At 33.3% G+C, this 26,129-nt stretch carries 25 protein-coding genes and 1 tRNA gene; 13 read left to right on the top strand and 13 right to left on the bottom strand.

Annotation, left to right across the window (positions count from 1 at the left end; genetic code table 11):
* The first annotated feature begins 20 nt into the window (after positions 1-20).
* Positions 21-887: a peptide chain release factor N(5)-glutamine methyltransferase gene (gene prmC, locus DMB71_RS04005; RefSeq protein ID WP_111363903.1), complete on the top strand. Its 867-nt coding sequence runs from the start codon at positions 21-23 to the stop codon at positions 885-887.
* 72 nt (positions 888-959) lie between these two features.
* Here the strand turns inward: prmC and DMB71_RS04010 are convergent, their stop codons facing one another.
* Positions 960-2,204 carry an ABC transporter permease gene (locus DMB71_RS04010; protein ID WP_162614778.1) on the bottom strand — a complete coding sequence of 415 codons (1,245 nt, stop codon included), beginning with the start codon at positions 2,202-2,204 and terminating at the stop codon, positions 960-962.
* Positions 2,205-2,387: 183 nt separating this feature from the next.
* Here DMB71_RS04010 and hisS point away from each other — a divergent pair, with 183 nt between their 5' ends.
* The 11 genes from hisS (at position 2,388) to DMB71_RS04065 (ending at position 12,704) form a co-directional block, all read left to right on the top strand.
* Positions 2,388-3,815, top strand: coding sequence for a histidine--tRNA ligase (gene hisS / locus DMB71_RS04015; RefSeq protein ID WP_111363905.1), 1,428 nt, complete (start codon positions 2,388-2,390; stop codon positions 3,813-3,815).
* A 120-nt stretch (positions 3,816-3,935) separates the two neighbouring features.
* A tRNA-Trp gene (locus tag DMB71_RS04020) sits at positions 3,936-4,006 on the top strand.
* A 495-nt stretch (positions 4,007-4,501) separates the two neighbouring features.
* Entirely contained in the window at positions 4,502-5,080 is a 579-nt protein-coding gene (locus DMB71_RS04025) for a nucleotide exchange factor GrpE (protein ID WP_111363906.1), read from the top strand.
* 75 nt (positions 5,081-5,155) lie between these two features.
* Entirely contained in the window at positions 5,156-6,262 is a 1,107-nt protein-coding gene (gene dnaJ, locus DMB71_RS04030) for a molecular chaperone DnaJ (RefSeq protein ID WP_111363908.1), read from the top strand.
* A gap of 160 nt (positions 6,263-6,422) precedes the next feature.
* Positions 6,423-7,352, top strand: a complete 930-nt coding sequence (locus tag DMB71_RS04035) for an ABC transporter ATP-binding protein (protein WP_111363910.1) — start codon at positions 6,423-6,425, stop codon at positions 7,350-7,352.
* Positions 7,353-7,428: 76 nt separating this feature from the next.
* Positions 7,429-8,745: an ABC transporter permease gene (locus tag DMB71_RS04040; RefSeq protein ID WP_111363911.1), complete on the top strand. Its 1,317-nt coding sequence runs from the start codon at positions 7,429-7,431 to the stop codon at positions 8,743-8,745.
* Between the two features lie 190 nt (positions 8,746-8,935).
* Positions 8,936-10,099: a sigma-54-dependent transcriptional regulator gene (locus tag DMB71_RS04045; protein ID WP_111363913.1), complete on the top strand. Its 1,164-nt coding sequence runs from the start codon at positions 8,936-8,938 to the stop codon at positions 10,097-10,099.
* A gap of 102 nt (positions 10,100-10,201) precedes the next feature.
* Positions 10,202-10,861 (top strand): DEAD/DEAH box helicase, encoded by a 660-nt coding sequence (locus tag DMB71_RS04050; protein ID WP_111363914.1) that lies wholly within the window; start codon positions 10,202-10,204, stop codon positions 10,859-10,861.
* Positions 10,862-11,073: 212 nt separating this feature from the next.
* Complete coding sequence (locus DMB71_RS04055; protein ID WP_111363916.1) at positions 11,074-11,292, top strand: putative signal transducing protein; 219 nt, start codon at positions 11,074-11,076, stop codon at positions 11,290-11,292.
* A gap of 71 nt (positions 11,293-11,363) precedes the next feature.
* On the top strand, positions 11,364-12,167 hold the full coding sequence (locus DMB71_RS04060; protein WP_111363917.1) for a Cof-type HAD-IIB family hydrolase: 804 nt from the start codon (positions 11,364-11,366) through the stop codon (positions 12,165-12,167).
* 6 nt (positions 12,168-12,173) lie between these two features.
* On the top strand, positions 12,174-12,704 hold the full coding sequence (locus DMB71_RS04065; protein WP_111363919.1) for a GNAT family N-acetyltransferase: 531 nt from the start codon (positions 12,174-12,176) through the stop codon (positions 12,702-12,704).
* Between the two features lie 67 nt (positions 12,705-12,771).
* Here DMB71_RS04065 and DMB71_RS04070 read toward each other — a convergent pair whose 3' ends face one another.
* Positions 12,772-13,296 carry a hypothetical protein gene (locus DMB71_RS04070; RefSeq protein ID WP_008468013.1) on the bottom strand — a complete coding sequence of 175 codons (525 nt, stop codon included), beginning with the start codon at positions 13,294-13,296 and terminating at the stop codon, positions 12,772-12,774.
* A 488-nt stretch (positions 13,297-13,784) separates the two neighbouring features.
* Between DMB71_RS04070 and mtaB the strand changes: the two genes are divergently transcribed.
* Positions 13,785-15,119, top strand: a complete 1,335-nt coding sequence (gene mtaB, locus DMB71_RS04075) for a tRNA (N(6)-L-threonylcarbamoyladenosine(37)-C(2))-methylthiotransferase MtaB (RefSeq protein WP_111363920.1) — start codon at positions 13,785-13,787, stop codon at positions 15,117-15,119.
* Positions 15,120-15,222: 103 nt separating this feature from the next.
* Here mtaB and DMB71_RS04080 read toward each other — a convergent pair whose 3' ends face one another.
* The 11 genes from DMB71_RS04080 to DMB71_RS04130 all read right to left on the bottom strand — a co-directional run bounded on the left by DMB71_RS04080 (position 15,223) and on the right by DMB71_RS04130 (position 26,056).
* Positions 15,223-15,729 (bottom strand): hypothetical protein, encoded by a 507-nt coding sequence (locus DMB71_RS04080; RefSeq protein ID WP_111363922.1) that lies wholly within the window; start codon positions 15,727-15,729, stop codon positions 15,223-15,225.
* A gap of 201 nt (positions 15,730-15,930) precedes the next feature.
* On the bottom strand, positions 15,931-16,647 hold the full coding sequence (locus tag DMB71_RS04085; RefSeq protein ID WP_111363924.1) for a 3-ketoacyl-ACP reductase: 717 nt from the start codon (positions 16,645-16,647) through the stop codon (positions 15,931-15,933).
* Positions 16,648-16,761: 114 nt separating this feature from the next.
* Positions 16,762-17,349 (bottom strand): phospholipid scramblase-related protein, encoded by a 588-nt coding sequence (locus DMB71_RS04090; RefSeq protein WP_111363925.1) that lies wholly within the window; start codon positions 17,347-17,349, stop codon positions 16,762-16,764.
* An 89-nt stretch (positions 17,350-17,438) separates the two neighbouring features.
* The gene (locus tag DMB71_RS04095; RefSeq protein WP_111363927.1) at positions 17,439-17,768 is read right to left on the bottom strand and encodes a hypothetical protein; all 330 of its coding nucleotides are present in this window, start codon (positions 17,766-17,768) and stop codon (positions 17,439-17,441) included.
* 9 nt (positions 17,769-17,777) lie between these two features.
* On the bottom strand, positions 17,778-19,940 hold the full coding sequence (locus tag DMB71_RS04100) for a vWA domain-containing protein (protein WP_111363929.1): 2,163 nt from the start codon (positions 19,938-19,940) through the stop codon (positions 17,778-17,780).
* A 79-nt stretch (positions 19,941-20,019) separates the two neighbouring features.
* Complete coding sequence (locus tag DMB71_RS04105) at positions 20,020-20,985, bottom strand: hypothetical protein (protein ID WP_111363930.1); 966 nt, start codon at positions 20,983-20,985, stop codon at positions 20,020-20,022.
* 2 nt (positions 20,986-20,987) lie between these two features.
* Positions 20,988-21,488, bottom strand: coding sequence for an RNA polymerase sigma factor (locus DMB71_RS04110; RefSeq protein WP_008468024.1), 501 nt, complete (start codon positions 21,486-21,488; stop codon positions 20,988-20,990).
* A 190-nt stretch (positions 21,489-21,678) separates the two neighbouring features.
* Entirely contained in the window at positions 21,679-22,302 is a 624-nt protein-coding gene (locus DMB71_RS04115) for a hypothetical protein (protein WP_111363932.1), read from the bottom strand.
* Between the two features lie 96 nt (positions 22,303-22,398).
* Positions 22,399-24,555: a prolyl oligopeptidase family serine peptidase gene (locus DMB71_RS04120; RefSeq protein ID WP_111363933.1), complete on the bottom strand. Its 2,157-nt coding sequence runs from the start codon at positions 24,553-24,555 to the stop codon at positions 22,399-22,401.
* A 67-nt stretch (positions 24,556-24,622) separates the two neighbouring features.
* A complete protein-coding gene (locus tag DMB71_RS04125) occupies positions 24,623-25,459 on the bottom strand; it encodes a DUF6929 family protein (protein WP_111363935.1) in 837 nt (278 codons plus the stop codon).
* A 12-nt stretch (positions 25,460-25,471) separates the two neighbouring features.
* Positions 25,472-26,056: a hypothetical protein gene (locus DMB71_RS04130; protein WP_111363936.1), complete on the bottom strand. Its 585-nt coding sequence runs from the start codon at positions 26,054-26,056 to the stop codon at positions 25,472-25,474.
* Positions 26,057-26,129 lie beyond the last annotated feature (73 nt).

A 26,129-nucleotide genomic window follows, 5' to 3' on the forward strand; every position in this document is an offset into this window, starting at 1 on the left:
TGAAATGCCAAAAAATAAAAATGAAAATTAAACAATATCGTACTCATTTTATTCAAGAATTATCTCCTTTTTACGATGCGTACGAAGCGGAAAGCTTTTTTTATTTGATTCTAGAAGATAAGCATCAGCTTCGCCAGATTGATTTGGCTCTAAATCATGAACTTGTATTTGATGAGAATGACTTTATAATATGGGACGAATTGCTGCAACACCTTAAAAAAGAAGTTCCCATTCAGTATTTGCTTGGGAAAACTAATTTTTACGGTTTGGATTTTGAAGTAAATGAAAATGTTTTAATTCCAAGGCCTGAAACGGAAGAATTGGTAGAATGGATTATTAATGAAAATATAAGTACAGAAAAGTCAAAAAAAATACGAATTCTGGATATAGGAACGGGCAGTGGCTGTATTGCTATTTCTTTGGCGAAAAACATTCCAAATGCAGAAGTTGTGGCGATTGATGTTTCTAAAAAAGCAATTGAAACGGCTAAAAGAAACGCTGTGAGAAATAATGTCGAAGTGACTTTTGCATTATTGGATATTTTAAAAGAAGAAGAATTAAGATGCCAGTTTGATATCATTGTTTCTAATCCGCCGTATGTTCGAAATTTAGAAAAAGAAGAAATCAAAAAAAATGTTTTGGACTATGAGCCGCATTTAGCTCTTTTTGTGGAAGACAACGACGCTTTGATTTTTTATAGAAAAATTGCTTCATTGGCAAAAAATGCTCTTCTAGAAAAAGGAAAATTATATTTTGAAATCAACCAATACCTTGGGAAAGAAATGATTGATTTGCTCGAAAGTATGAGTTTCGAAAACGTCGAGCTTAGAAAAGATATTTATGACAATGATCGCATGATTTCCTGCAAGGTTTCAAAAACCTTGTAGGTCTTTTTTTTAGAATATTTATAGTTTAAACCTACAAGGTTTTTGAAACCTTGCAGGAAAGTGAGTATGAAGTTATTCGTAACGCAACGCCTCAATAGGATCTAATTTTGAGGCTTTAATGGCAGGATACAAGCCTGAAACTAGAGCAACACAGAAACTGGTTGCAAATGCGGCAAAAATCGCCATCCACGGAATCACAAAAACGAAACTCATGGCGGTTGCAATAGCGAAACCAAGCAGAATTCCCAAAACGATTCCAACCAAACCTCCAATTTGTCCGATCAATAAAGTTTCGATAAAAAACTGAAAAGCAACGGTCGATCTTTTTGCTCCCAATGCTTTACGTACGCCAATTTCGCGCGTACGCTCTGTAACCGAAACAATCATAATATTCATTAAAGCTATAGAAGATCCTAAAATGGTAATAACGGATATAATCCAAGCGGCCCAGCCCAGATATTTGGTAATTCCTAAAATTCGGTTTATTAAATCGTCACTGCGTCCAATTGCGAAATTATTGTCTCTTACAGGGCTCAGTTTACGAACCCTTCTCATGGTGCTTGTAGCATTGTCGACAGCTTCGTCTAAAAGTTCTTTTTTAGAAACCATCACACTGATTGTATAGTTGATGTTTGGCGCGGAAAACAAAGACCTCGCAACTTGAATCGGAATCAAAACACGTAAATCTTGACTATTTCCAAAAGTAGAACCTTTTTCTTTTAGAACACCAATAACTTTAAATCGTGCTCCGCGAATCGAGATGATTTTATCTATCGGATTTACATCCTTTAAAAGCCCTTTTTCAAAATCAGAACCAACAATACACGAATAGGTATTATTGTCAATGTCAAATTGGTTAAAAGAACGACCTAAAGTAGTTTCTAAACCTGAATTGGAAATGAAATGTTCGTCAACACCAACCACTGTAATTTCAGGATCTGTTTTGGTGTCTAAATATTTTACTTCAGCTTTTGAGGTTGCGGTAAAAGAAAGAGATGTTTCTGTAAAAGGATATTTGTATTTATTTTTAAAAGCAACAGCTTCAGGATAAGAAATAATTGGATTGATGATTTCGCGCTCCTTTCCGCCACGATTTCGAACCGTATTTTCGTATTGGTTAATGTTGAAAGTATTAGCTCCCATTGATGCAAAATTGGTAGAAATTGTATTTTCTAATGCAGAAACTACAGTAAGGATGCCTACCAGAGCGGTAATACCGATAGCAATAATTAAAACGGTAAGAATAGTACGCAGAATTTGGGTTTTGATGGAACCAAAAGCAATTCGGATATTTTCTTTAAATAATTTTAGCATCATGACCAATTTGTCACGAAAATACGGTTTTTGTTACAAGTTTGTTTTCGAAGTGTTATTATTTATTTTAAAAAGTAAGATATTTGCATTCGCTTAAAAATTAAAAGAAATAATGTCAAAGAATTTTAGGCTTTTAGTTTTCAAAGGAAATCTAAAATCTAAAATCAATAATCTAAAATAAAGAAGATGGCTTCAAAACCAAGTATACCAAAAGGGACAAGAGATTTTTCACCAGCAGAGGTGTCAAAACGTCAATATATTATTCAAACCATAAAAGCTAATTTCGAGAAATTTGGTTTTCAGCCAATCGAAACGCCTTCGTTTGAAAATTCAGATACCTTAATGGGGAAATATGGAGAAGAAGGAGACCGTCTGATTTTTAAAATTTTAAATTCTGGGAACTTTTTCTACAATAAAAGTAAAATCGAATTGCCAGAATCTATTGAAGAATTACAATTAAATTCTGCTGAAAAAATAAGTCTTGAACAAAGAATCGAACTGAATAAATTCACAGGAAAAATTTCTGAAAAAGCGTTGCGCTATGATTTGACAGTTCCTTTTGCAAGATACGTTGTTCAACACCAAAGTGAAATTGAATTTCCTTTTAAAAGATACCAAATCCAACCAGTTTGGAGAGCTGATAATCCGCAGAAAGGCCGTTTTAGAGAATTTTTTCAGTGTGACGCCGATGTTGTTGGTTCAAAATCACTTTGGCAGGAAGTGGAATTAGTTCAATTGTACGATACGGTTTTTACTTCTTTAGGTTTAGAAGGTGTTACAATTAAAATCAATAACAGAAAAATTTTATCCGGAATCGCTGAGGTTATTGGTGCTTCTGATAAATTAATTGATTTTACAGTTGCTCTTGATAAATTGGATAAAATTGGAGAAGACGGCGTTAAAAAAGAAATGATCGAAAAAGGTATTTCTAAAGAAGCGTTGGTAAAAGTGCAGCCGCTTTTTAGTTTCTCAGGAACTTTTGCAGACAAAATTGCACAACTTTCGGACTTATTGTCTTCTTCTGAAGAAGGAATGAAAGGTGTTGAAGAGCTTAAATTTATTTGTGATAATGTTGCCGATTTAGGTTTGTCAACAGCAACTTTAGATTTAGATGTGACTTTGGCACGTGGTTTAAATTATTACACCGGAGCAATTTTTGAAGTTGCAGCACCAAAAACAGTTGCAATGGGCTCTATTGGCGGTGGTGGAAGATACGACGATTTGACGGGTATTTTCGGATTGAAAAATATGAGCGGTGTTGGAATCTCTTTTGGATTGGATAGAATCTATCTAGTTTTAGAAGAATTGCAATTGTTTCCAGAAACCGTTGCAGCGACTTCAAAAGCAATATTCTTAAATTTTGGAGACAAAGAAGCTTTATATGCTTCAAAAGCGATTCAGAAATTGAGACAAGAAAATATAAAAGTAGAATTATATCCAGACAATGTAAAAGTTGGAAAACAATTTCAATATGCGGATAAACGTTTGATTCCATTTGCAGTATTGGTTGGTGATCAGGAAATTAATTCAAATTCATATACGCTTAAAAATTTAGTGACAGGAGAACAGGTTTCTGTAGATTTCGAAGGATTGAAAAAAACTTTGTTAGGCTAACTGTCTGGGATAAAAGTTTTTGCTTTATATCCCGCAGATTTAAAGGGTTTTCTTTTAAAATCTCTTCTTAAAATAGTTGCTGGTGAAGAAAAAAAGCTCTTAATTTGCCAACCTTAAGTTACGGGCGTAGTTCAAGGGTAGAATAGCGGTCTCCAAAACCGTTGATGGGGGTTCGAATCCCTCCGCCCGTGCAATAAAATATTTTTACCGCAAAGAACGCTAAGTTTTTTATCTAAGAATACTTTAAAAAAATAAAGTTCGCAAAGCTAAATCAAGACAAAGCTTTGCGAACTTTTGTCTTTTTTATAAGGTTTAAGAGTGAAAAAAACCTTGCGTTCTTTGCGATAATTTTTTAGATCTCAGGTATTGCCATTAAGACATTAAAGATGAAGAAAGCATAAAAAAAAGCTTCGTCTCTATAGGCGAAGCTTTTTTTAATATAAGGTAAACTTGAATTAATAATTATTTAGAGGCCGAAGCCAACCCTTAAATTCAATTTTTGGTGGTAATAATTTGTTTTTTATTGGTCTCAAAGATAAGATAAACTAAAACGTAATAGTCTTAAAATTATAATAAATTTTTTCTGGGCAAATGCGTTTTTTAAATGGCTCATAATTAATAAAGTGACAATTTGACATTTTATAAGATTTGGCAGTACTTTTGCAATCCAACAGAAAGAAATAAAAATGAAGTTTAAAAATATTTTTAAAAATAAAAGTAATATGACTACGGAAAATACAGAATTCGATCAGGAATTAGACGATGTAACGTTAGAGAACAATGCCAACGGAGAGCAGTTAATTGTTGAAGAATTAAGTGTTGAGGAGCAATTAGCTAAAGACTTGGCTCACGAAAAAGATAAGTTTTTGCGATTATTTGCTGAATTTGAAAATTACAAAAAAAGAACTTCAAAAGAGCGTCTTGAATTGTTTAAAACAGCAAACCAAGAAGTTTTATTGGCTATGCTTCCAGTTTTAGATGATTTTGACAGAGCGACAGTAGAGATCAACAAATCTGAGGATGAGAATTTGAAAAAAGGTGTTGAGTTGATTCACGAAAAATTGAAAAGCACTTTAGTTTCTAAAGGATTAGAGCAAGTTGAAATTCAAGTAGGAGATGCTTTCAATGCTGATATCGCTGAAGCAATTACCCAAATTCCAGCTCCGTCTGACAAATTAAAAGGGAAAATTGTTGATGTTATTGAAAAAGGATACAAATTAGGAGACAAAATTATTCGTTACCCTAAAGTTGTAGTTGGAAACTAAAAGCAATTAAGATTCTGAAATTCAGTTTTTAAACATTGAAGTTTGGAATTTTAGATTTAGAATTTAACCTAAATTATGAAAAAAGATTTTTACGAAATACTAGGCATTTCAAAAAATGCTGATGCTGCCGAAATAAAAAAAGCGTACAGAAAAAGTGCTTTAAAATACCATCCTGATAAAAACCCAGGCGACAAAGAGGCAGAAGAAAACTTCAAATTGGCGGCAGAAGCTTATGAAGTTTTAAGTGATCCGCAGAAAAAAGCGAAATACGATCAATACGGACATCAAGCATTTGATGGTTCTGGCGGATTTGGCGGTCATGGAGGCATGAATATGGATGACATTTTCAGCCAGTTTGGTGATATTTTTGGTGGTGGATTTGGCGGTTTCGGAGGCGGAGGCGGAGGCCCTCGTCGTGCGAAAGGAAGCAATCTTCGAATTAAAGTAAAACTGACTTTGGAAGAAATTGCAAATGGAGTTGAGAAAAAAGTAAAAGTAAAACGTAAAGTTCAGGCAAAAGGTGTAACGTATAAAACTTGTACGACTTGTAACGGTCAAGGACAAGTAATGCGTGTAACCAATACCATTTTAGGAAGAATGCAATCTGCATCAACTTGTCCTACTTGTGGTGGTTCTGGTCAGATTTTAGATAAAAAACCTTCTGAGGCAGATGCTCAAGGAATGGTTCAAGAAGACGAAACAGTATCAATCAAAATTCCTGCGGGAGTTGTTGACGGAATGCAGTTAAAAGTTGCTAACAAAGGTAACGATGCGCCAGGAAACAGTATTCCAGGAGATTTAATTGTTGCTATTGAAGAAATTGAGCACGAATTCTTGAAGCGTGAAGGTGAAAACGTTCACTTCGATTTGTATATCAGTTTCCCAGAAGCAGTTTTAGGAGCTTCAAAAGATATTGAAGCAATCAACGGAAAAGTGCGTATTAAACTGGAAGAAGGAATTCAATCTGGAAAAATCTTAAGATTGAAAGGAAAAGGAATTCCAAGTTTAAATGGTTACGGAAGCGGAGATTTATTGGTTCACGTAAATGTTTGGACTCCAAAAACTTTAAATAAAGAACAAAAACAATTCTTTGAAAATGCTTTAACAGACGAGCACTTTGCTCCAAGTCCAGAGAAATCAGAGAAATCATTCTTTGAAAAAGTAAAAGATATGTTCTCATAATCTGAACTTTTTTAAAATACTATAAATATCAAAAACCCATTCTAGCATAAAATAGAATGGGTTTTTTGCGTAATATGGCGCAGATTCGCTAGTAATTATTTACTTTTACAGTCGCTGAACCGTAATGGCAGAAGCAACGCAGTAAATCCTTAAAAACAACATGAGTAACTTACTAGAAGTACATAAAGTCATAAAAAAATATGGCGATTATGTAGCACTTAACGAAGTTTCATTAAATGTGCCAAAAGGCAGTATATATGGACTATTAGGTCCGAATGGAGCAGGAAAAACTTCCCTTATCAGAATCATAAACCAGATTACAATGCCAGATAGTGGAAAAGTAATTTTGGATGGAGAAAAATTACAGCCAAAGCATGTGCAGACAATTGGTTATCTTCCGGAAGAAAGAGGTTTGTACAGTTCAATGAAAGTAGGGGAACAATGTCTATATTTGGCGCAAATGAAAGGGCTTTCTAAAGCCGAAGCCAAAAAACAACTGGATTATTGGTTTGACCGCTTAGGAATTCAAGGATGGTGGAACAAGAAAATCCAAGAGCTTTCTAAAGGAATGGCACAAAAAATTCAGTTTGTAGTTTGTGTGTTGCATAAACCAAAATTGCTGATTTTAGATGAGCCATTTTCAGGATTTGATCCAGTAAATGCAAATATTATTAAAGACGAAATTTTAGCTTTAAAAGAACAAGGTTCTACGATTATTTTTTCTACTCACAGAATGGAAAGCGTAGAGGAACTTTGTGAAAATATTGCTTTAATTCATAAGTCTAATAAACTGATAGAAGGAAAAGTGGTCGATGTAAAGCGTCAGTTTAGAACCAACAGTTTCGAAGTTGGAATTCTGACCAATAATGTTGAAGGATTAATGTATGATATCACTCAGAAGTTTACTGTTTCGCCTGCTAGTTTTAAATCTTTAAATGATGATTTAAAATTAAATATTCAGATCGGAAATGCTTCTCCAAACGAATTGTTGAATGTCTTAACGCAACGTGGACAAGTAACGCACTTTGTTGAGAAAATTCCGAGTATAAACGATATTTTTATCCAAACGGTTACTGAAAACAAAATTTAAAAATTCCAATATAGAAATTCCAGATTCCAAGCTTATAAATGGAATGTGGGATTTAAAATTTGAAAATTAATTATTTATGAGTATCATCTCGTTGATTATAAAAAGAGAATTTATTGCTAAAGTCCGCAATAAATCTTTTGTTGTCATGACATTTTTGAGTCCGCTTTTGTTTGTGGCTATTGCTGTTTTTATTGGGTATTTGAGTACTATGAAAGCAGAAACGAAAAGAATTGCAATTCATGATGAAACTGGAATTTTTGTTTCAGATTTTTTAAAAGAAAACAAAAAAGGAGCTGAATTTAAATATCTCAATTTATCTGAAATTGATGTAAATGCTTTAAAAGACAGTATTACAAAAGAAAATTTCAGCGGATTAATTGTTATTCCGAAAACAGAAAACAGAAAAGATTTAGAAAGTAAAATTGAATTTATTTCCAATAACAGCCCTAGTATTTCTTTTATTGAAAACACTCAGGATATTATCGGAAATAAAATCACAAAACTAAATCTGGAAGAAGCAAAATTGGATACACTTGCTATTCAAAAAGCGCAGTCAGATGTAAATATTCATTTGGTTAAAGCTTCTGGAGAAGAAAGTTTAAAAGGTTTAAACGAAATTAAAATTGGAATCGGAGGTGCGTTTGGCTATTTGATTATGATGTTCATTATCATTTACGGAAATATGGTAATGCGAAGCGTAATCGAAGAAAAAACAAATCGTATTATCGAAATCATTATTTCATCAGTAAAACCATTTCAGTTAATGATTGGTAAAATTGTAGGGACTTCTTTAGCAGGAATTCTGCAATTTATAATTTGGGCAATTATTGGTTTAGGATTAATGTTTGCCGCTTCGGCATTCTTCGGCGTAAATGTTGGCCCAACAGCTAGAATTTCTCCAGAAATGATGCAAACGGCTCAGCATGAGTTTTCAGGTTCAGCGCAAATGTATATTGCCGAATTATGGAATCTGCCCATCGCAAGTATTATAATCGGATTTGTGATTTATTTTATTGGTGGATATTTTTTATATAGCTCATTTTACGCAGCAATTGGTGCAGCAGTTGACAATCAGACCGATTCTCAGCAGTTTTTGCTTCCCATTTTAATGCCTCTGATTTTGAGTGTTTATATTGGGTTTTTTACTGTAGTAAATGATCCTCACGGAAGTGTTGCGGTTATCTTTTCAATGATTCCGTTAACGTCGCCAATTGTAATGTTAATGCGTATTCCGTTTGGCGTTCCGTGGTGGCAAATCGCAATTTCGGTATCATTATTGTTTGCTACATTTTTCCTTGTTGTCTGGTTCGCTGCCAAAATCTACCGAATCGGTATTTTAATGTACGGCAAAAAACCGACTTGGAAGGAATTGTATAAGTGGCTGAAATATTAATTTTTTAAGGGACAAAGGTTCAGAGTGACAAAGTGACAAAGGGACAAAGGTTTTTACTTTGTAACTAGTAACCTCTGATATTTAAACCCTAAAAAAAGATTGTATAACAGTTGTAAGGTGTGAAATGGTGACAAAGATTTTTTAAACTTTGTACCTCTGCCTCTTTGCAACTTTGAACCTTAAAAAAAAAATGAGTAAAATACTAATTGTCGAAGACGAAGCAGCAATCAGAAGAGTTTTGGTAAAAATATTATCAGAAGAAAATGATTCGTATCAAGTTGATGAAGCTGAAGATGGTGTTGCGGGACTTGAAAAAATAAAAAACAACGATTACGATTTGGTTTTGTGCGATATCAAAATGCCAAAAATGGACGGTGTTGAGGTTTTAGAAGAAGTAAAAAAGATAAAACCAGAAATTCCGATGGTCATGATTTCGGGACACGGAGACATGGAAACTGCGATTCAGACCATGCGTTTAGGAGCTTTTGATTATATCTCGAAACCGCCAGATTTGAACCGTTTGCTGAATACAGTTCGTAATGCTTTGGATAAAAAACAATTAGTAGTTGAAAATAAGATTCTAAAGAAAAAAGTCAGCAAAAACTACGAAATGATTGGTGACAGCGAATCGATTAATCATATTAAAGTGATGATTGATAAAGTTGCTCCAACAGAAGCCAGAGTTTTAATTACAGGTCCAAACGGAACTGGAAAAGAATTAGTGGCGCATCAATTGCACGAAAAAAGTGAGCGTTCTGGATTTCCTTTAATCGAAGTAAACTGTGCGGCGATTCCGAGCGAATTAATCGAAAGCGAATTGTTCGGACACGTAAAAGGCGCTTTTACATCGGCAGTTAAAGATCGCGCAGGAAAATTTGAAGCGGCAGACAAAGGAACTATTTTCTTAGATGAAATTGGCGATATGAGTCTTTCGGCGCAAGCCAAAGTTTTGCGTGCTCTTCAGGAAAATATGATTACGAGAGTTGGTGCTGATAAAGATATTAAAGTTGATGTTCGCGTCGTTGCGGCAACCAATAAAGATTTAAAAACAGAAATTGCAGAAGGACGTTTCCGTGAAGATTTATACCATCGTTTGGCTGTAATTTTAATTAAAGTTCCGCCATTGAATGAAAGACGTGATGATATCCCAGCTTTAATTTCTCATTTTACAGAGAAAATAGCTTCAGAACAAGGAAATGCAGTGAAGTCATTTTCAGCGCAAGCCATAAAATTGTTGCAGGAATATGATTGGACAGGTAACATTCGCGAGCTTCGAAATGTGGTGGAAAGATTAATCATTTTGGGAGGAAGCGAAATTTCTGAAACAGATGTAAAAATGTTCGCAAGCAAGTAAGATGCTTCGCGCAATAAGCTATAAGCTTTATGCTTTAAGCTAAAAAACACACAATAATTTTGGCCTAAAGCTTATTGCCAAATGCCTAAAGCTTAAAAAAAAATGAAACTAAAAAAGATAAACGAGAAATTACAAGATGGTCTAATTGAAAATGGTTTAACAGAAGCCAATGCTTTGCAGATGGAAACCTTTTCGACCATAAAAAGTGGCGCTGATTGTGTGATTATTTCTCCAAAAGGAAGTGGAAAAACAACGACAATTGTTTTAAATGTAATTCAGCAATTGGCAGGAAAAAACGAAGAATCGCCACGCGCTTTGATTATTGTTGAAGATAAAGCTAAGGTTTTAGAAATGGTTGCTCTTTTTGAGAAATATGGGAAATATACCAATCTAGAAGTTTATGGTGTAAATGAAAAAGGCGATATGGATTACGATAAAAACTATGTTTCTACAGGAATTGATGTTTTAATTGGTACTCCAACCAAATTAAACGACATGTTTAGTACGGCGGGTTACAACGTAAATCGCTTAAAAATGTTTATTCTAGATGATGCAGATGAAATTTTGAAATTGCGTCATGAACCAAAAATAACCCGTATTTCAAATAGTATTGCTAAAGTACAGCGAATTATTTTTGGTGAAGCTTTGACAGAAAGAATCGAGTTTTTGGCAGATAAAATTATGGTTGAGCCTTATTTGTTTGATATGGATGAAGAAGGAGAGGAGCTTGATGAAGAGGAAGAGGATATTGAAGAGGAATAATTTACGATAAAGTTTTCAGTCCCGGTTTTCAGTCTAAGTAATTGAAAAACGGGATTTTTTATAAGTCACAGTTTTCGGTCGCAGTTTACAGTTGTAATACTGAAAACTAAATTAAAAATATAATTAGAATAAATTATAAGTCTCAGTTGCTGTTTACAGTTTAGATACTGAAAACTGCGACTGAGACTGAGAACTTAACAAAATGGATTATCATGGGATTAATGAAAGTATTTTCGGGAAGTGAAGTTTTAGCAATTGCTTTGCAAGAAAGATTAGAAGAAGCAGGTGTAGAAACCGTAAAAAAAGATAATATTCAATCAGCTCGTTTAGGAGGTTTTGGTCAGACAGATTTGGCAGTTGAGGTTTTTATTCAGGAAACCGATTTTGCAAAAGCAAATCCAGTTATTGAAAATTTCAGAATGAGTCTTTAAGAGTTTTCAGTCTCAGTTTTCAGTCACAATATAAACTGAAAACTGAGACTGAGACTGCAAACTATAAAAAAATGCAATACAAAATGTTAGTGCTCGACATGGATGATACCTTGTTGACAGACGATCACAGAATTTCAGATTTAAATAAAAAAGTAATATTAGAAGCTCAGGCAAAAGGTGTTTATGTGGTTTTGGCTTCTGGAAGACCGACTACTGCAATGACGGCTTATGCAAAAGAGTTGGAATTAGATAAAAACGATTCTTATATCATTTCTTTTAATGGAGCAATAATTAGCCGTGTTAAAGACGATTTAGTTTTGTTTGAACAGAAATTGACTGTAGAACAAATTCACGCGCTTTACGATTATAGCGTAAAGAAAAATGCACATATTATCACGTATTTGGATGACGAAATTATCAGCGAAACGGATTCGGAATTTATCGAAGTCGAAAAAGAAATTACAGGAATGGCGCATCATAAAGTTTCAAGCTTTAAAGATTATGTAGACAGACCAGCGGTTAAATGTATCTTGCTTCAAGATCCAGCGTATTTAAAAACGTTAGAAAACGATTTAAAAGATGCTATGCCGCATTTAAGTGTTTCGATGTCAAAGCCATTTTTCTTAGAAGCTGCGCAGCAAGGAATTGATAAAGCGGCTAGCTTAAAGTATTTGGCTGATAAATTAGGAATTCATCAAAGTGAAATTATCGCGGTTGGAAATGCAGGAAATGATTTAACGATGATCGAATATGCGGGTTTAGGAGTTTGGGTTGATAATGTGACTCCCGAGCTACGTGACAAAGCCGATTTAATCGTAGCTTCAAATAATAATGATGGTGTTGCTGAAGTAGTAACACGTTATATTTTAAACTAAACTAAAATGAAAAATCAAATAGAAACGGAACGTCTTATTTTACGGCCACTTGAGCTTTCAGACGCTGAAGGAATGTTCGAATTAGATTCTAATCCGAATGTGCATCTGTATGTTGGAAATAGACCTGTAAAACATATTGACGAAAGCATTGAGTACATCAAGTTTGTTCATAAACAATACAAAGATCTTGGAACAGGCCGATGGGCAGTTGTTCTCAAAGATACAAACGAATTTATTGGCTGGTCTGGAATAAAGTTTATTACAGACGAAATCAATAATCACAAAAACTTTTACGAGCTAGGATACCGATTTATTGAAAAACATTGGGGAAAAGGCTACGCAACCGAAGCGGGAAGAGCTTTTATTGATCGTGCTTTTAACGAAATGAAAGTAGAAATGCTTTATGCTTACGCAGATGCAGGAAACGAAAACTCAAGAAAAATTTTAGAAAAACTAGGTTTCCATTTTGTGAATTCTTTCGAATATCAAGAAGAATTAGAAGTTTGGTACGAACTTAAAAATCCAAACTCAAACTAAGAAATGTGTTCCAAATCTTTACATACTTAAAAGTCAGTAAAGATTTGGAAACAAATCAGAGTTATAATTATTTTTTAGCTACAGAAACAAAGTATTTATTTCCGTCACCCATAGTTAATTTTACACGTTCGTCGCAAAGATCGATTGCAAAATTAGCACTTTCGTAACAGCTGCAAGTTGTGTTTTTGTCTTTAGACATTTCAGTTTTACAGTTGTTGTTTTTAAAACTTGCTAATTGCGGTGTGTATAAACTAACCAAATCAGTAGAAGCAGTTACTAAAGAAATGATACTTGCAGAATTATTATTGGTAATTCTGTATACAATTCTATCCGTATAGTTTACATCATTAACAGTTACTTTACGAATGTAGGTATAAGCTGTAGATCCTTCACCTGGTTCTTTAACTTCAAACTTAAACCCAACTGCACGAATAGCAACATCAAATTGCTGTTGTGAGTTAAAGCTTGCCCAAGTCGTCAATGTGCTAATAGTAGGAAATGGATTTGCATTTGCGGCTGGTGCATTAGTTTGCGCTTGCGAACTAAATAGGGTTAAGAACATCAAGCAGATCGTGGGTAAAAATGCTTTCATAAAGCGTGGTATTTGTTATTATAATTTTGCCTACTCTCTTTGGTTTTCGGCTTTCCCATTTCATTTTGTAACACAAAACAACAACATAACGAGTAAAATTCAAAATTGTTATGACTGAATTATTATTAAATTAATTAGAGGGTATTAAAATTCTCTAATATGAATTTATTGGCAACTTGATTCATAACAATGGTAAATGTAAGAAATTTTGAATTTAAAACCGAAAAAAATGTATTTAATCGATAAAAATTGCATTTAGTCGATTATTTTGTCATTTTATTCTTATCCGAATGTTAAAATTTGAAAAATTGAATGCTTTACTTTTTTTCAATTAAAGATAAAAAAGATTAGCTTTTGAATGTTTCTAAATTAACATTACCGCAAATTATTGACTGGAAGTGTATTAATCGCTTTCTTTTGATGAATATTGTTTGTAAATTTGCAGCCTTAAATTTTTTGACAACGATTTCATTAATTTAAGACAAATTATGGAAAATAGAAAGAAAGTTGCCTTTTATACGCTGGGTTGTAAACTGAATTTTTCAGAAACCTCTACAATTGCCAGAAGTTTTAATGACGAAGGTTTTGACCGCGTCGATTTTGAAGATGTTGCAGATATCTATGTAATCAATACCTGCTCTGTAACAGAAAATGCCGATAAACAATTTAAGCAAGTCGTAAAGAAAGCAATGAAGCTGAATGAGAAAGCTTTTGTTGCTGCTGTTGGCTGTTATGCTCAATTGAAGCCGGAAGAATTGGCTGCAGTTGATGGAGTTGATTTGGTTTTGGGCGCTACAGAAAAATTCAAAATCACAGACTATATCCATGATTTGAGCAAAAATGATATGGGTGAAGTGCACTCGTGCGAAATTGCAGAAGCTGATTTCTACGTAGGAAGTTATTCTATTGGTGATCGTACAAGAGCATTTTTGAAAGTTCAAGACGGTTGCGATTATAAATGTACGTATTGTACAATTCCGTTGGCAAGAGGAATTTCTAGAAGTGATGCTTTAGAAAATGTTCTTAAAAATGCTAAAGAAATTTCAGCTCAAAATATTCGTGAAATTGTTTTAACTGGTGTTAACATAGGTGATTACGGAAAAGGCGAGTTCGGAAATAAAAAACACGAACATACTTTTCTAGATTTAGTTCAAGCTTTGGATAAAGTAGAAGGAATTGAGCGTTTACGAATTTCGTCAATCGAACCAAATCTTTTGAAAAACGAAACAATTGAATTCGTATCAAAAAGCCGAACTTTTGTACCGCACTTTCATATTCCGCTGCAATCAGGAAGCAATGATATTTTGAAATTAATGAAACGACGTTATTTGCGAGAAGTATACACAGAGCGTGTTGCTAAAATTCGTGAAGTAATGCCTCATGCTTGTATTGGTGTTGATGTAATTGTTGGTTTTCCAGGAGAAACAGATGAACATTTCTTAGAAACGTATCATTTCTTAAATGATTTAGATATTTCGTATTTACACGTTTTTACTTATTCAGAAAGAGATAATACAGAAGCGGCAGATATGGAAGGCGTAGTTCCTTCAAATGTTCGTGCTAAACGCAGTAAAATGCTTCGTGGTTTATCAGTTAAAAAGCGCCGTGCTTTTTACGAAAGTCAGTTAGGTACAAACAGGACAGTTCTTTTTGAAAGTGAAAATAAAGAAGGATACATTCACGGATTTACTGAAAATTACGTAAAAGTAAAAACGCCTTGGAATCCAGAATTGGTAAATACTTTACAAGAAATCAATTTAACTAAAATTGATGAAGATGGAAGTGTGCGAATTGAGTTTTTGAATAAACTGGCAGAAGCTTAATTAATGGTTTTAAGAACTTTGTCAAAGTTTCAAACTTTGACAAAGTTTACACATAACAAATAAAAAAGCCCTTTTGATTAAAAGGGCTTTTCTGTTTTATATATTATTCATTATCCTGAACAACCAATTTCAAAGAATTAATATAATCTGTATCAAACTCTATAACCCGAATTTTTTCTGGATTAAAGTCTAATTCTCCGCCAAATTGACCTCTTGTATCTAAGAAATCTATGGTTAGCTCTTCATCAGTTAATGCTATTAGTTTTCCTAAATAAGCAGATTTTGATGATTTTTTGGCGATTTGAAAAATGCCGTATTTCTCTGAAACGTAATTAATAATTGAAGCCAAATCCTTGATAGGAATAATATCATCAGAATTGATTTTTAATCCTTTCAAGCGAATTACTTTTTCTGTAAAAGCTAAATCATGATCTCTATTTACGGTTTCAATATTTTTGTTTCTTAGGATAACAAAACCATCCAAAACAAAATCGACTGGATTATTTCGAAGCAAAATCCAATCATCAGAATAATCAATAAGAAATCCAGAGTAAATCTGTTTTTTATCTTGAAATTCTATTTCAACCAATTGTCTTAAATATTGTTCCATCGTATTTGTTTAAAATTCCAATACTTAAATTCCAAATTCCAATTGCAGTTGAAATTTAAATTTTAAGTTTAGGATTGGTTAGAACTTTGTCAAAGTTTTAAACTTTGACAAAGTTGGTCAGAATTTTTTTGAAGGCTTTAATATTTTAAATACCAATACTTAAATTCCAAATTCCAATCTCAAAGCAATTGGAATTTAGTTTTAAGGATTAGTAGACCAAATACTGCTGTTTTTGATAAACACTCTTCGGTTTAGTTTTAGTTGAGCAATAATTAAATCTGCCATATCTTCAGACTGCATTACTTTTTCTGGGTTACCGTCAGTTAAATTTAAATCTTTTGCCATGTCAGTTGCAACTGTACTTGGCGTTAGCGCAGTAACACGAATATTGTGTTTTCTCATTTCCTGCATTAAAGAATCAGTTAAACCTAAAACAGCAAATTTAGAAGCGCTATAAGCACTTGTCAATGCGTTTCCGTTTAATCCCGCAGTTGACGAAATATTGATGATATCTCCAGTTTGTCTTTCGATCATGTTTGGGATAATCGCACGAGTTGTATAATACGTTCCCATTAAATTCACCTGAATAATTCTTTCCCAAGCTTCAGGCTCCAATTCTAAGAATTTTCCAAAAGAAGCAATTCCGGCGCTGTTGATTAAAATATCGATGTGTTTAAATTCAGCAATAGCTTTTTCAACGGCAGAATTGATAGAATTGATATCAGAAACATCAGCAGATAAAGCCAAAGTTTTTACGCCCAATTTCGAAGTTTCTTCTGCCAATTGATCAATATCACTTTTGGTTCTAGAAACCAAAATCAGGTTTACACCCTCTTTTGCCAAAGCAATTGCTACAGCTTTTCCTATTCCTTTTCCTGCGCCAGTAATAAAGGCGTTTTTATTTTTTAAGTCGGTCATGATTGTGTTTTTAGAAATGCAGAAAGCATCATTTTAAGTCTTACAAAAATAAGGTTTTGAAAACTAAAATGATGCTTTAAAAGGTATTCTTAATCTAAGTTTAACAACTTTTTGCTATTCTTTTAGAACCATGTCAATACACATGACAGCTCCTAAAATCAATTGTCTCAACGGACTATCAGCTGCAACTGTGTCTTCAATTTGAAGAACATAATTATCGGCACTTGTAAAAAACTCTTTTCCTAATCCTGCCCATTTTTTACTTACTTGAGCCAATTGTTTATTTTCATGTGAGAATTTAAAATCCCAGCCAGTCCATTTTCCTTGAAGCGTTGCAACAGGTTTTTCGTTTTTATCTAAAATTTCAAATCGTCCTCCGATGGAGAAAAATTTTTGTTTGAAAGTTCCAACCAAACGATCTTTTTCATCCAATACTTCAACAGTTGATCTGAATATCGCAACACCTCTTCTTACTGTAATTAACTTTTCTCCAGAAGCGGTTGTAATTTCAACATTAAATGGAGTTGCTCTTTTATAATCTGTAAAACGAAATACTTTTGTGAAGAAACCAAGATTGTTTTCTCGGCAGTTCATAATGATTTGATTGGTTTCTGGATGATAGATATCGTAATTGTTTGCGGCTTTGAACATTCCAATATGTTCTTTTACTAAAAATAGATTTTGGCTTAAAATAGGATTCATACGTGTGTAAAATAAGTTTGAAAAATAAAGCCGCAAATGTAATAAAATATGGACTAATTATATGTTTTGTGAAAGATTGGCTTAAAATCTTATTTTTTGCGAGTTATAATAATTGCGCCATTTGCTCCCTGATCTCCATAAAGTAATTTAGCTTCTGGTCCGTGCAATAGTTTTAAAGACTCAATGTCATTAGGATTGATTTTAGAAACTTTTAAGCTATCGGCTATTTTCCCGTCTAAAACATAAAGAGGTTTAATGAAAGCAGATTTAGACGGGGCACATATTCTGATTTTAGAAGATTGAACTTGTGGCGCAAGAACAGTGTCTTTTGTTTTTCTTGAAACTGTTTTCTCTTGCGCCATTGCTCCATAACTAATTAGCATTAAAAAAGTGAATGAAAGAAATTTTATGGTTTTCATACTTACTTTCTAATTGTACTGCTTAGAAGTTTCTACCAAACGAATAAACTCAGCTTTATAACCTTCGCCATCGTTTGAATTTCCTTGCTTCGCTAGTTTTACAATTTCTTCAGAAGACTTGACAGCGATTAATTTTGAATCTCTCAATTTCAAACCGAACCAAGCTACAGCAGAACTAAATTTCATATCATCGCTCGCTTTATCCAAAGCAACTGATTTGTTTTCGATTACCTGAATCATTTCAATGCTTTTATTTCCATCAGGTTTTTTGTAACGGAATTTGATTGTAGCCAATTCGTTGCTATAATTGTTTGAACTGGTTTCGGTTTTAGTATATTTTAAAGGATCTGGCTGTTCAGCTAAATAATCACTTTTTACACCAGCTGGAATAATTTCATACAAAGCCGTAACGGTATGATTACTTCCTAATTCTCCAGCATCGATCGCGTCATTTTTGAAATCTTCTGGACGCAATTTTCTGTTTTCATAACCTATCAAACGATACGCCTGAACTTGTTTCGGGTTGAATTCGATTTGAATTTTTACATCTTTCGCGATTGCAAACATTGAACCTTTGAATTCTTTTCCTAAGAAACGATTTGCTTCTTGAATGTTATCGATGTAAGCATAATTCCCGTTTCCTTTATCGGCCAAGATTTCCATTTTGCTGTCTTTGTAATTTCCCATTCCGTATCCCAAACAAGTCAAGAAAACGCCTGTTTTTCTTTTTTCTTCGATTAGTTTTTCCATATCAGAATTAGAAGAACTTCCGACATTAAAATCACCGTCGGTTGCTAGAATTACACGATTGTTTCCGCCTTTAATGAAATTTTCAGTTGCTGTTTTATAAGCCAACTCAATTCCTGCGCCACCTGCTGTGCTTCCTCCAGATTGTAATTTATCCAAAGCATCTATAATCGTTTTTTTCTCGTCTCCAGAAGTTGGAGGTAAAACCATTCCTGCAGCGCCTGCGTAAACCACGATCGCAACTTTGTCTTTTGCACGTAATTCGTTTACCAATATTTTTAAAGATTGTTTCAATAAAGGCAATTTATTCATGTCGCTCATGGAACCCGAAACATCAATTAGGAAAACAAGGTTTGACGCTGGTAAATCATTGGTTGGAATGTTTTTTCCTTGTAAACCAATTTTCAAAATTTTATTATTCTTATTCCAAGGCGAATCGCTCACTTCTGTGTTGATAGAAAACGGATGTTCATTTTTTGGTTGCGGATAAGTGTATTTAAAGAAATTAACCATTTCTTCTACACGAACTGCATCTTTAGGAACTTCCTGTCCGTTGTTTAAAAAACGTCTGATATTGGTATAAGAAGCATTATCAACATCTATAGAAAATGTAGAAAGCGGAGCTGTTTTTGGACTTTCGAAAGCATTTTCAACAAAAGCGTCATAATCTTCCTGAGTTGGTTCAGTCGGAATTGGTATAATATTTAATTTTTTATCCAATTCTTTTTCTGAAAGGTTTTTATAGATTTCATTTTTAGTTGAAATAACTACAACGCCGTTTAAAGCTTTGCTTCCATAAATTGAAGTCGCATCTTTATCTTTTAAAACAGAAACATTATCAATATCATTCGGATTTATTTTTGCCATTTGATTGGCTTTTGCTGGAACTCCGTCAATAATATACATTGGTTCATTTTTAGGAGAAACTGATGCAGTGCCACGAATAGCAACAGTTGGGCTTGGCATAGCAGAATAACCCATAGAATTTTGAACTTGAATTCCTGCAACTTTTCCTTTAAGAGCCTGTGCATCTTTTTTCTCTCTTCTTCTTTCAGCACGAGCATAGCTTCGGTCTTCATATTCTGAACTGCTTACGCCATAACCAACCACTACAACTTCGTTTAATGTCTGATTATCTGCAAGGAGTTTTATATTAATTATATTTGAATTTTGAACCTTTTGGCTTTGACTTTTGTATCCAATGAAGCTGATAACCAACATGTCACCTGTTTTTGCTTGAATACTGTATTGGCCATCAAAATTTGTATAAACACTGGTTTTTGTGTTCTGATTTAAAACGGTTACACCTGGAAGTGGCTGTTTCGTTTCATCTGAAATAATTCCAGAAATCGTTCTTTCTTGTGCCAAGCTTACGAAACATATAAGCATAGCAATGGCTGATGAAATAAGTTTTAGACTTTTCATGATAATAAGTTTTAGAATTAATGTTGAGATTTAACTTTGTCAAAGTTTCAAACTTTGACAAAGTTTTGTTGTGGCCTGATTATTTTTTCGAAGCCGGTTTTCCGTTTTTTGTAGTAATTATAACAACTCCTTTTTTGCCTCTTTCGCCATATTTTTCGGTTGCTTCAAGGTCTTGTAAAATCGTTATGGTTTTAATGTCTTGTTTGTCCAAAGGCGCATAAGGACTTGTTGGATTTTTACCGAATAAATCATTTTCTGAATAATAAATTCCGTCAATGATATATAAAGGTTCGTCAAGAACTACAAGCGAATCTAAATTTTCTGGTTGTAGATTCGGAAGTTCGTTTTGAATCATTTTATCTTTTTTTGCATCATCACTGTGTGCTAACGCATTTCCGTTAAGAACTACCAAAGGACTACTTTTTTTAGCTTTTTGTGTTGGCGCTGCTGAATAAGCCACTTTTGCAGACTCTCTTTGAGGATAACTCGAATAGCCCATTTCTGGTATTACTTCTTTTTTTGAAAGGATGTTATTCTCTTCCTCATAAGATTCACCTTTAATAGGTGCATTTGCAGAAACAACTGCTTCTGCAGCAATACTTGGCGCTGGCGCAGATTGAACAGGTCCTGCTTGAGGAGCCGTTATTTCTTGAACCGTAACTCGTTCTTTATTTTTAGTTTGATTGTCTAAAATTTTAACAGCCTCTTCACTTGAAACTATTCCAGAAGAAGTGGCATCATTTTGATTTAAAATAGGTTCTTCGGTTTGTGGCTGTTTGATTTGTTTTTCTTCCAAAACTACTTTTGGAGTTTCTGTTACAATTTCTTCATTAGAATGCAAAAACTGAAAACCTAAAGAAAGCAATAATAGAAGAGAAGCGGCAACCGCGATTTTTTTCCATAATGCAATTGTTTTTTTATCTTCTTTTTTGTCCAGTTTTTCTTCTACGCGCGCCCAGACTTTTTCCATTCCTGGAAAGTCTTGAAACTCGGCTTTTTGCGAAGCTTCTTTTATTTTATCGAATAATTTATCTTGATTGTCCATGACTATTTTGCTTTTTGATAATACAGTTTATTAACCAGTTCTTTCAGTTTGGTCTTAGCGGCATTCAATTGTGATTTTGAGGTACCTTCAGAAATCTTCAGCATTTCGGCTATTTCTTTGTGTGAGAAACCTTCAATGACAAAAAGGTTAAACACAGTTTTACAGCCGTCAGGAATATGGTTTAATAAATTAAGTAAATCTTCTTCTTCCAATGTATTCAGTTCGTCGACAGAAGGCTGCGAAAGCAGTTTCACATCATCTAAATACATATTAAAGTTGGTTTCTTTACGAATCGTCGCCAAACAATGATTTACAGTTATACGTCTTGCCCAAGCTTCAAAAGCATAAGCTTCTTTTAACTGTTCTAGTTTGGTGAAAATTGTAAAGAAAGAATCGGCCAAAGCTTCTTCGATTTCCTCTTCCTTTTTTAAATATCTTTTGCAAAGGCGGTACAACTTTGGCGCCATGTATTCGTACACCTGACGCTGGGCATCGCGGTGCATTTTTTTACAGTTTGCTATTTGAGTCTCGTTTATCACAATTGTTGTCTTTCTTGTATAGAGAGTAAAAGAGATAAAAAGGTTGGGACAGGGGTGAAAAAAATATTAAAATATTTTTTTTAGGTTCAGAGTTGCAAAGGTTCAAAGGTACAAAGGTTTTTGTAGAGACGTACTGCAGTGCGTCTTATCGTAATTATTCTCCTAAGCAAACATCATTGTAAAATTCTACGATTTCTTTAATGTCTTCGAAAATCCATTTGTCGCCTTTTAGTTTTTTGACGATAAAATCGCAGTCAGCAAAAACTTTTGAAGTGTTTTTTCTCCATGAGTTTACAACACCGCAGTTTATACAAGTGGGATATTTGTCTTTTGCTTTTTTTATATAATAAAATTCAGAAGGTTCAGTTGGTTGAGAAAAAGAATTGGTTTGAGGATTGTAAGTTGCTGGTCGTTCCTCATGAGGATTATAAATTTGATCGAGAAGACTAAAATCTGAACCAAATTTTTTATATAAGGTAGCTTCTCCTTCAATAATGATCTCGACCAGTTTTGGCTTGTCTAATGAATTTAATTTCACATATTCAAAAGTCCGTCTAGCATTAAAATTAAGAAACGTGATTTTTTTAACAAACTCTTCATTCCAAGTATCAGGCTTGTCTTCGGGCGCAACCTTAAATTTTATTTTGTTGAAATTTAAAGAAGCAAATCCTTCAATAGAATCTCCATCTTTAAAGTAAATTATTGCTTCTTCTGTTTGAGAATAAATTTTAAGGCTGATAAAAAATAGAATGAATATGATTTTGTAGAGTTGTTTCATTAACAAGAATATGTTTTTTTATGATTTAGAGAATCTATATAAAAAACTTTGCGAATCTTTGTGTTGTAGTTTTATCACAAAGATTCGCAAATATTATTATTTCGCAATTTGAAATTTAGTATTTCCAACCTGCCATAATGCAAAAGCAAACATGTCGGCTTCGTCTCCAAATGTAACATCTAAATCATTGGAATGGTGGCCGCTTGCATAGTTAACATGTAACAAAATTGGATTTTCTGAGCTGTTATAGTTTTGTAAAATAGCGGCAAATTTTCCTGGTTCCCAAGGAGTAACTCTAGGGTCGTTTATACCTGTTCTAATAAAAACTGCTGGATATTTTTCGCCTTTCTTTACTTTACTCTGCGAATCCATTTCTATTATATGTTTTACATCTTCGTCATTTTTTAATGAACCAACTTCAGGTATTTGGTTTGGACCATTTGGAGTCGTTTCCATTCTTAAGGTGTTTGTGCAACCTACTTCTACAAGTGCAACTTTGTAAAGATCAGGACGTTCTGTGATTGCTCGTCCAATCAATACACCTCCCATACTAACTCCATTTCCAATAAGTTTCTCTTTAGACGTATATTTTTCTTTTATTAGATATTCTGAACAGGCAATAAAGTCCTTCCATGTATTTGGTTTTTTAGCTTTCATTCCGTCTACATGCCATTGGTTGCCTTTTTCACCTCCTCCTCTTACGTGGGCAAAAGCTACGATAGTGTTCTGTTCTAATAAAGTCATTAAACTAGGCCCGACAAAATACGGATATTCGCTAATTCCGTAGCCACCGTATCCTGTAATATAACAAGGTGTCGAACCAGCCATTTTAATACTTTTAGGATAAATTATAGATAAAGGTACCATTACACCGTCATGACTTGGAACCTCTATCTCTTTTACAACGTAATCTTTGCTAAAGTCAGGAAAAGCGCCATTTGAAGTTAATTCCTTGCTTTTTTCTAGTTTACCTGTTAAGCTATTATAATCATAATCTGTCGAAGGTGTAACCCAACCATTGTTAAATAATAACATATCGTCGTTTTCATGTGCACTTAATGGATAACCGCCATTAGAACCGACTGGTAATGGAATCTTTTTGGTTTTTAAAGTTTTGGCGTTAACTTGAAAAATTTCCTGATTGATTCCGTCGCTCAAATTATAATAGATGAAGTTTTTAGACTTTCTTAATCTACGTATTACTTTGTCGTTTTCTGGAACAAGGACTGTGGCATTATTAAAATTTGGGTTTTTTATACTTGTATAGGCAAGTTTATAATTTGGCGCATTTTTGTGAGTAAGAAAAAATAGTTTGTCACCAATAATGTGACTTCCTGTTATTTCATCCTCATATTTAATTAATGGTTTCCAATTAATTTTTGATTTTCCAAGTTCTGAAAATGGCACGTAAAAAGAGAATTCTTCATTTTTTGTAGACCCAATATTTAAAATTATATACGCATAATCATTAGAAAACGTAACATAAGGGAATTGTTCAGACAGAATGCCTAATTCAGGATTGTTTTCTTTTGAAGCCAGTATTTTATCTGTTTTAGAATCAGTGCCAATAATGTGAAGGAAAGATTTCATATTCTTCAAAAAATCTTCACTTGTATTATCTCGGGTAACCATTTGTGTATATGTTATGGCTTTACTATCTGGAGTAAATTCAAAAGGGAATTCGCTCCAAACAGGTGTAAGTTTATCCGAAAGGAACTTTTTCGATTCAAGATCCATAATTTGGAGATCACAAACTTCTGCACCGTCTTGAGATATAGTTACCGCTAATTTTTTATTGTCAGGACTAATAATAAAACTTGTAATAGTTGCCCCTTTTTTGATCGTACTAGGATCTATCAATAAAATGTCGGCTCCGTTTTTACCTTTACGGAGATACAATTTATCGATATTTTCATTTTTTTTATTTTTAGTATAATAATAAACATCTCCAACCTTTCTAATGTAACCGTATTGATCTCCACCCAAAGCTTGGATTTCTTTCATTCTCTTAAAAAGATCATCACGTCCAGAAATAGTTTTTACAATAGAGTTAGTGAAATTTGATTCATCTTTGAACCATTTTTGTACCTCAGGACTATTCATGTCTTCCATCCATCGATAAGAATCTGTGATTTTTGTTCCAAAATAATCATCTACAACAGGACGCTCAGGAGTTGTAGGATATTTGTACTGAGCTTGTGTGACTTGATTTGTAATAAAAAGTAAAAGAGCGAAAGTGGTTTTTCTGATCATTATTAAAATTGGTTTATCTTAGTTTGTTTGGTGTAAAAGACGCTATTTTAAGAAAAATGTTACATTTTTATCTTATAGGCAAAGTCAATTTATAAATCTTCGTTTCTAAAACTTCTGTATCATTATCTTCGCAAAGCAAAAATTCAATTTTATTGTTTTCTTTTTTATAGAAAGTTAGACCTTCAAATTTGTTGGTTGAGGTAATTTTTTGAGTGAAATCGATTTTCATGGTTTTTACATCAATTCTTCCGATGAAACTTCCTAGGATTTCTCCGTCGTCGTAAGTTGATTTTGTATCTTCGGCGGTTGAGAGGAAATAGATTTTATCGTCGACTAAAATAGCATCGGTAAAACTGGAACGAACGCCTTTTATTTTTGGAAGTTTATAATTCACCGAAATCAAGGCAAATTCTTCTCCTAGATTTTTGGCGTGAATGGTAAAAATGGTGTTTTTGTTAGAAATGCCATTTCCGCGATTGAATAAATACCAGTTTTCACCATCAAAAATAGCGCCTTCTAGATTAAAATCTTCTGGTTTTATTTCTCCGAAATTCTGCATTACGGCATACAAATCGACTAAATTATTTTTCTGTAAAACAGTTTTCGACTTCAAATCAAACTCAATCATTTTGTTTCGTTTTTCGGTCGAACCAGAACCAAAAACATAAAGTGTATCGTTATGATGTGTAAGTGATTCAAAATCGGGTTTTAAGTTTTTCGGAATATTCTGTGTCGGATTGTCAATCAAAGCATGCTGATTCAGTTGCTGATTTTGCATATTGTATTCATATAAGAATCCGCTGTTGTCGCCAATTACATAAAGCGCATCGTTATTGTAAAATAATCCTGATGCTGAACCGATTCCGATTATTTGAAATAATATTTCTAATGTAAATTTTTCCATGAATTTTTGTAACTAGGTATTTAAATAAATAAGGATGTTTTCAACTTCACTGGATATATTTTGATCTAATGAGTTGTTTTTTTCTAATAAAATCTTTTCGGGGTGATGGAAATGATATGGAAATGCTTCTACATGATATGGGCCATCGTCATCAGATAACTTGTCATAATTATTTCTTATCTCTAATAAATCTTGAAGTAATTTTTCTGAATTGTTATTCTCAAAATAAGATTTATAATGATCCATTATATAATGTGATCTTTTTTCTTTATTAAGGAGAAATGCTTCTGCTGCTATTTTTTTTAACATTTCGGCACCAGCACTATTATCAAAGATTTTAGCTAATAAATATTGATTTAAAATAGTTACACATGTACTTATTTGAACACTCTTGTTCCAAGCTGGTTGAGTGTAACTAATTCGATTTAATTTAATTATTTCTAAATTAAGAACGTAGCCTTCATATAATGTTATTTGATTTTCTCGAAGTGCATCAGAAATAAAATAAGATAATTTATTTGCTTTCACTAATATATGATCTGTTGATTTAATTTTATTAATAAGATCATCCATATCTTCTTGTCTTAACTTTCTCATTTTAGTAATATTTTATAAATCGAATAGAAAGAATTTCCTTCGTAAAAGTAGTATATTTATGATATAAAATTTG

Source organism: Flavobacterium tistrianum, assembly GCF_003254545.1.
Lineage (GTDB): Bacteria > Bacteroidota > Bacteroidia > Flavobacteriales > Flavobacteriaceae > Flavobacterium > Flavobacterium tistrianum.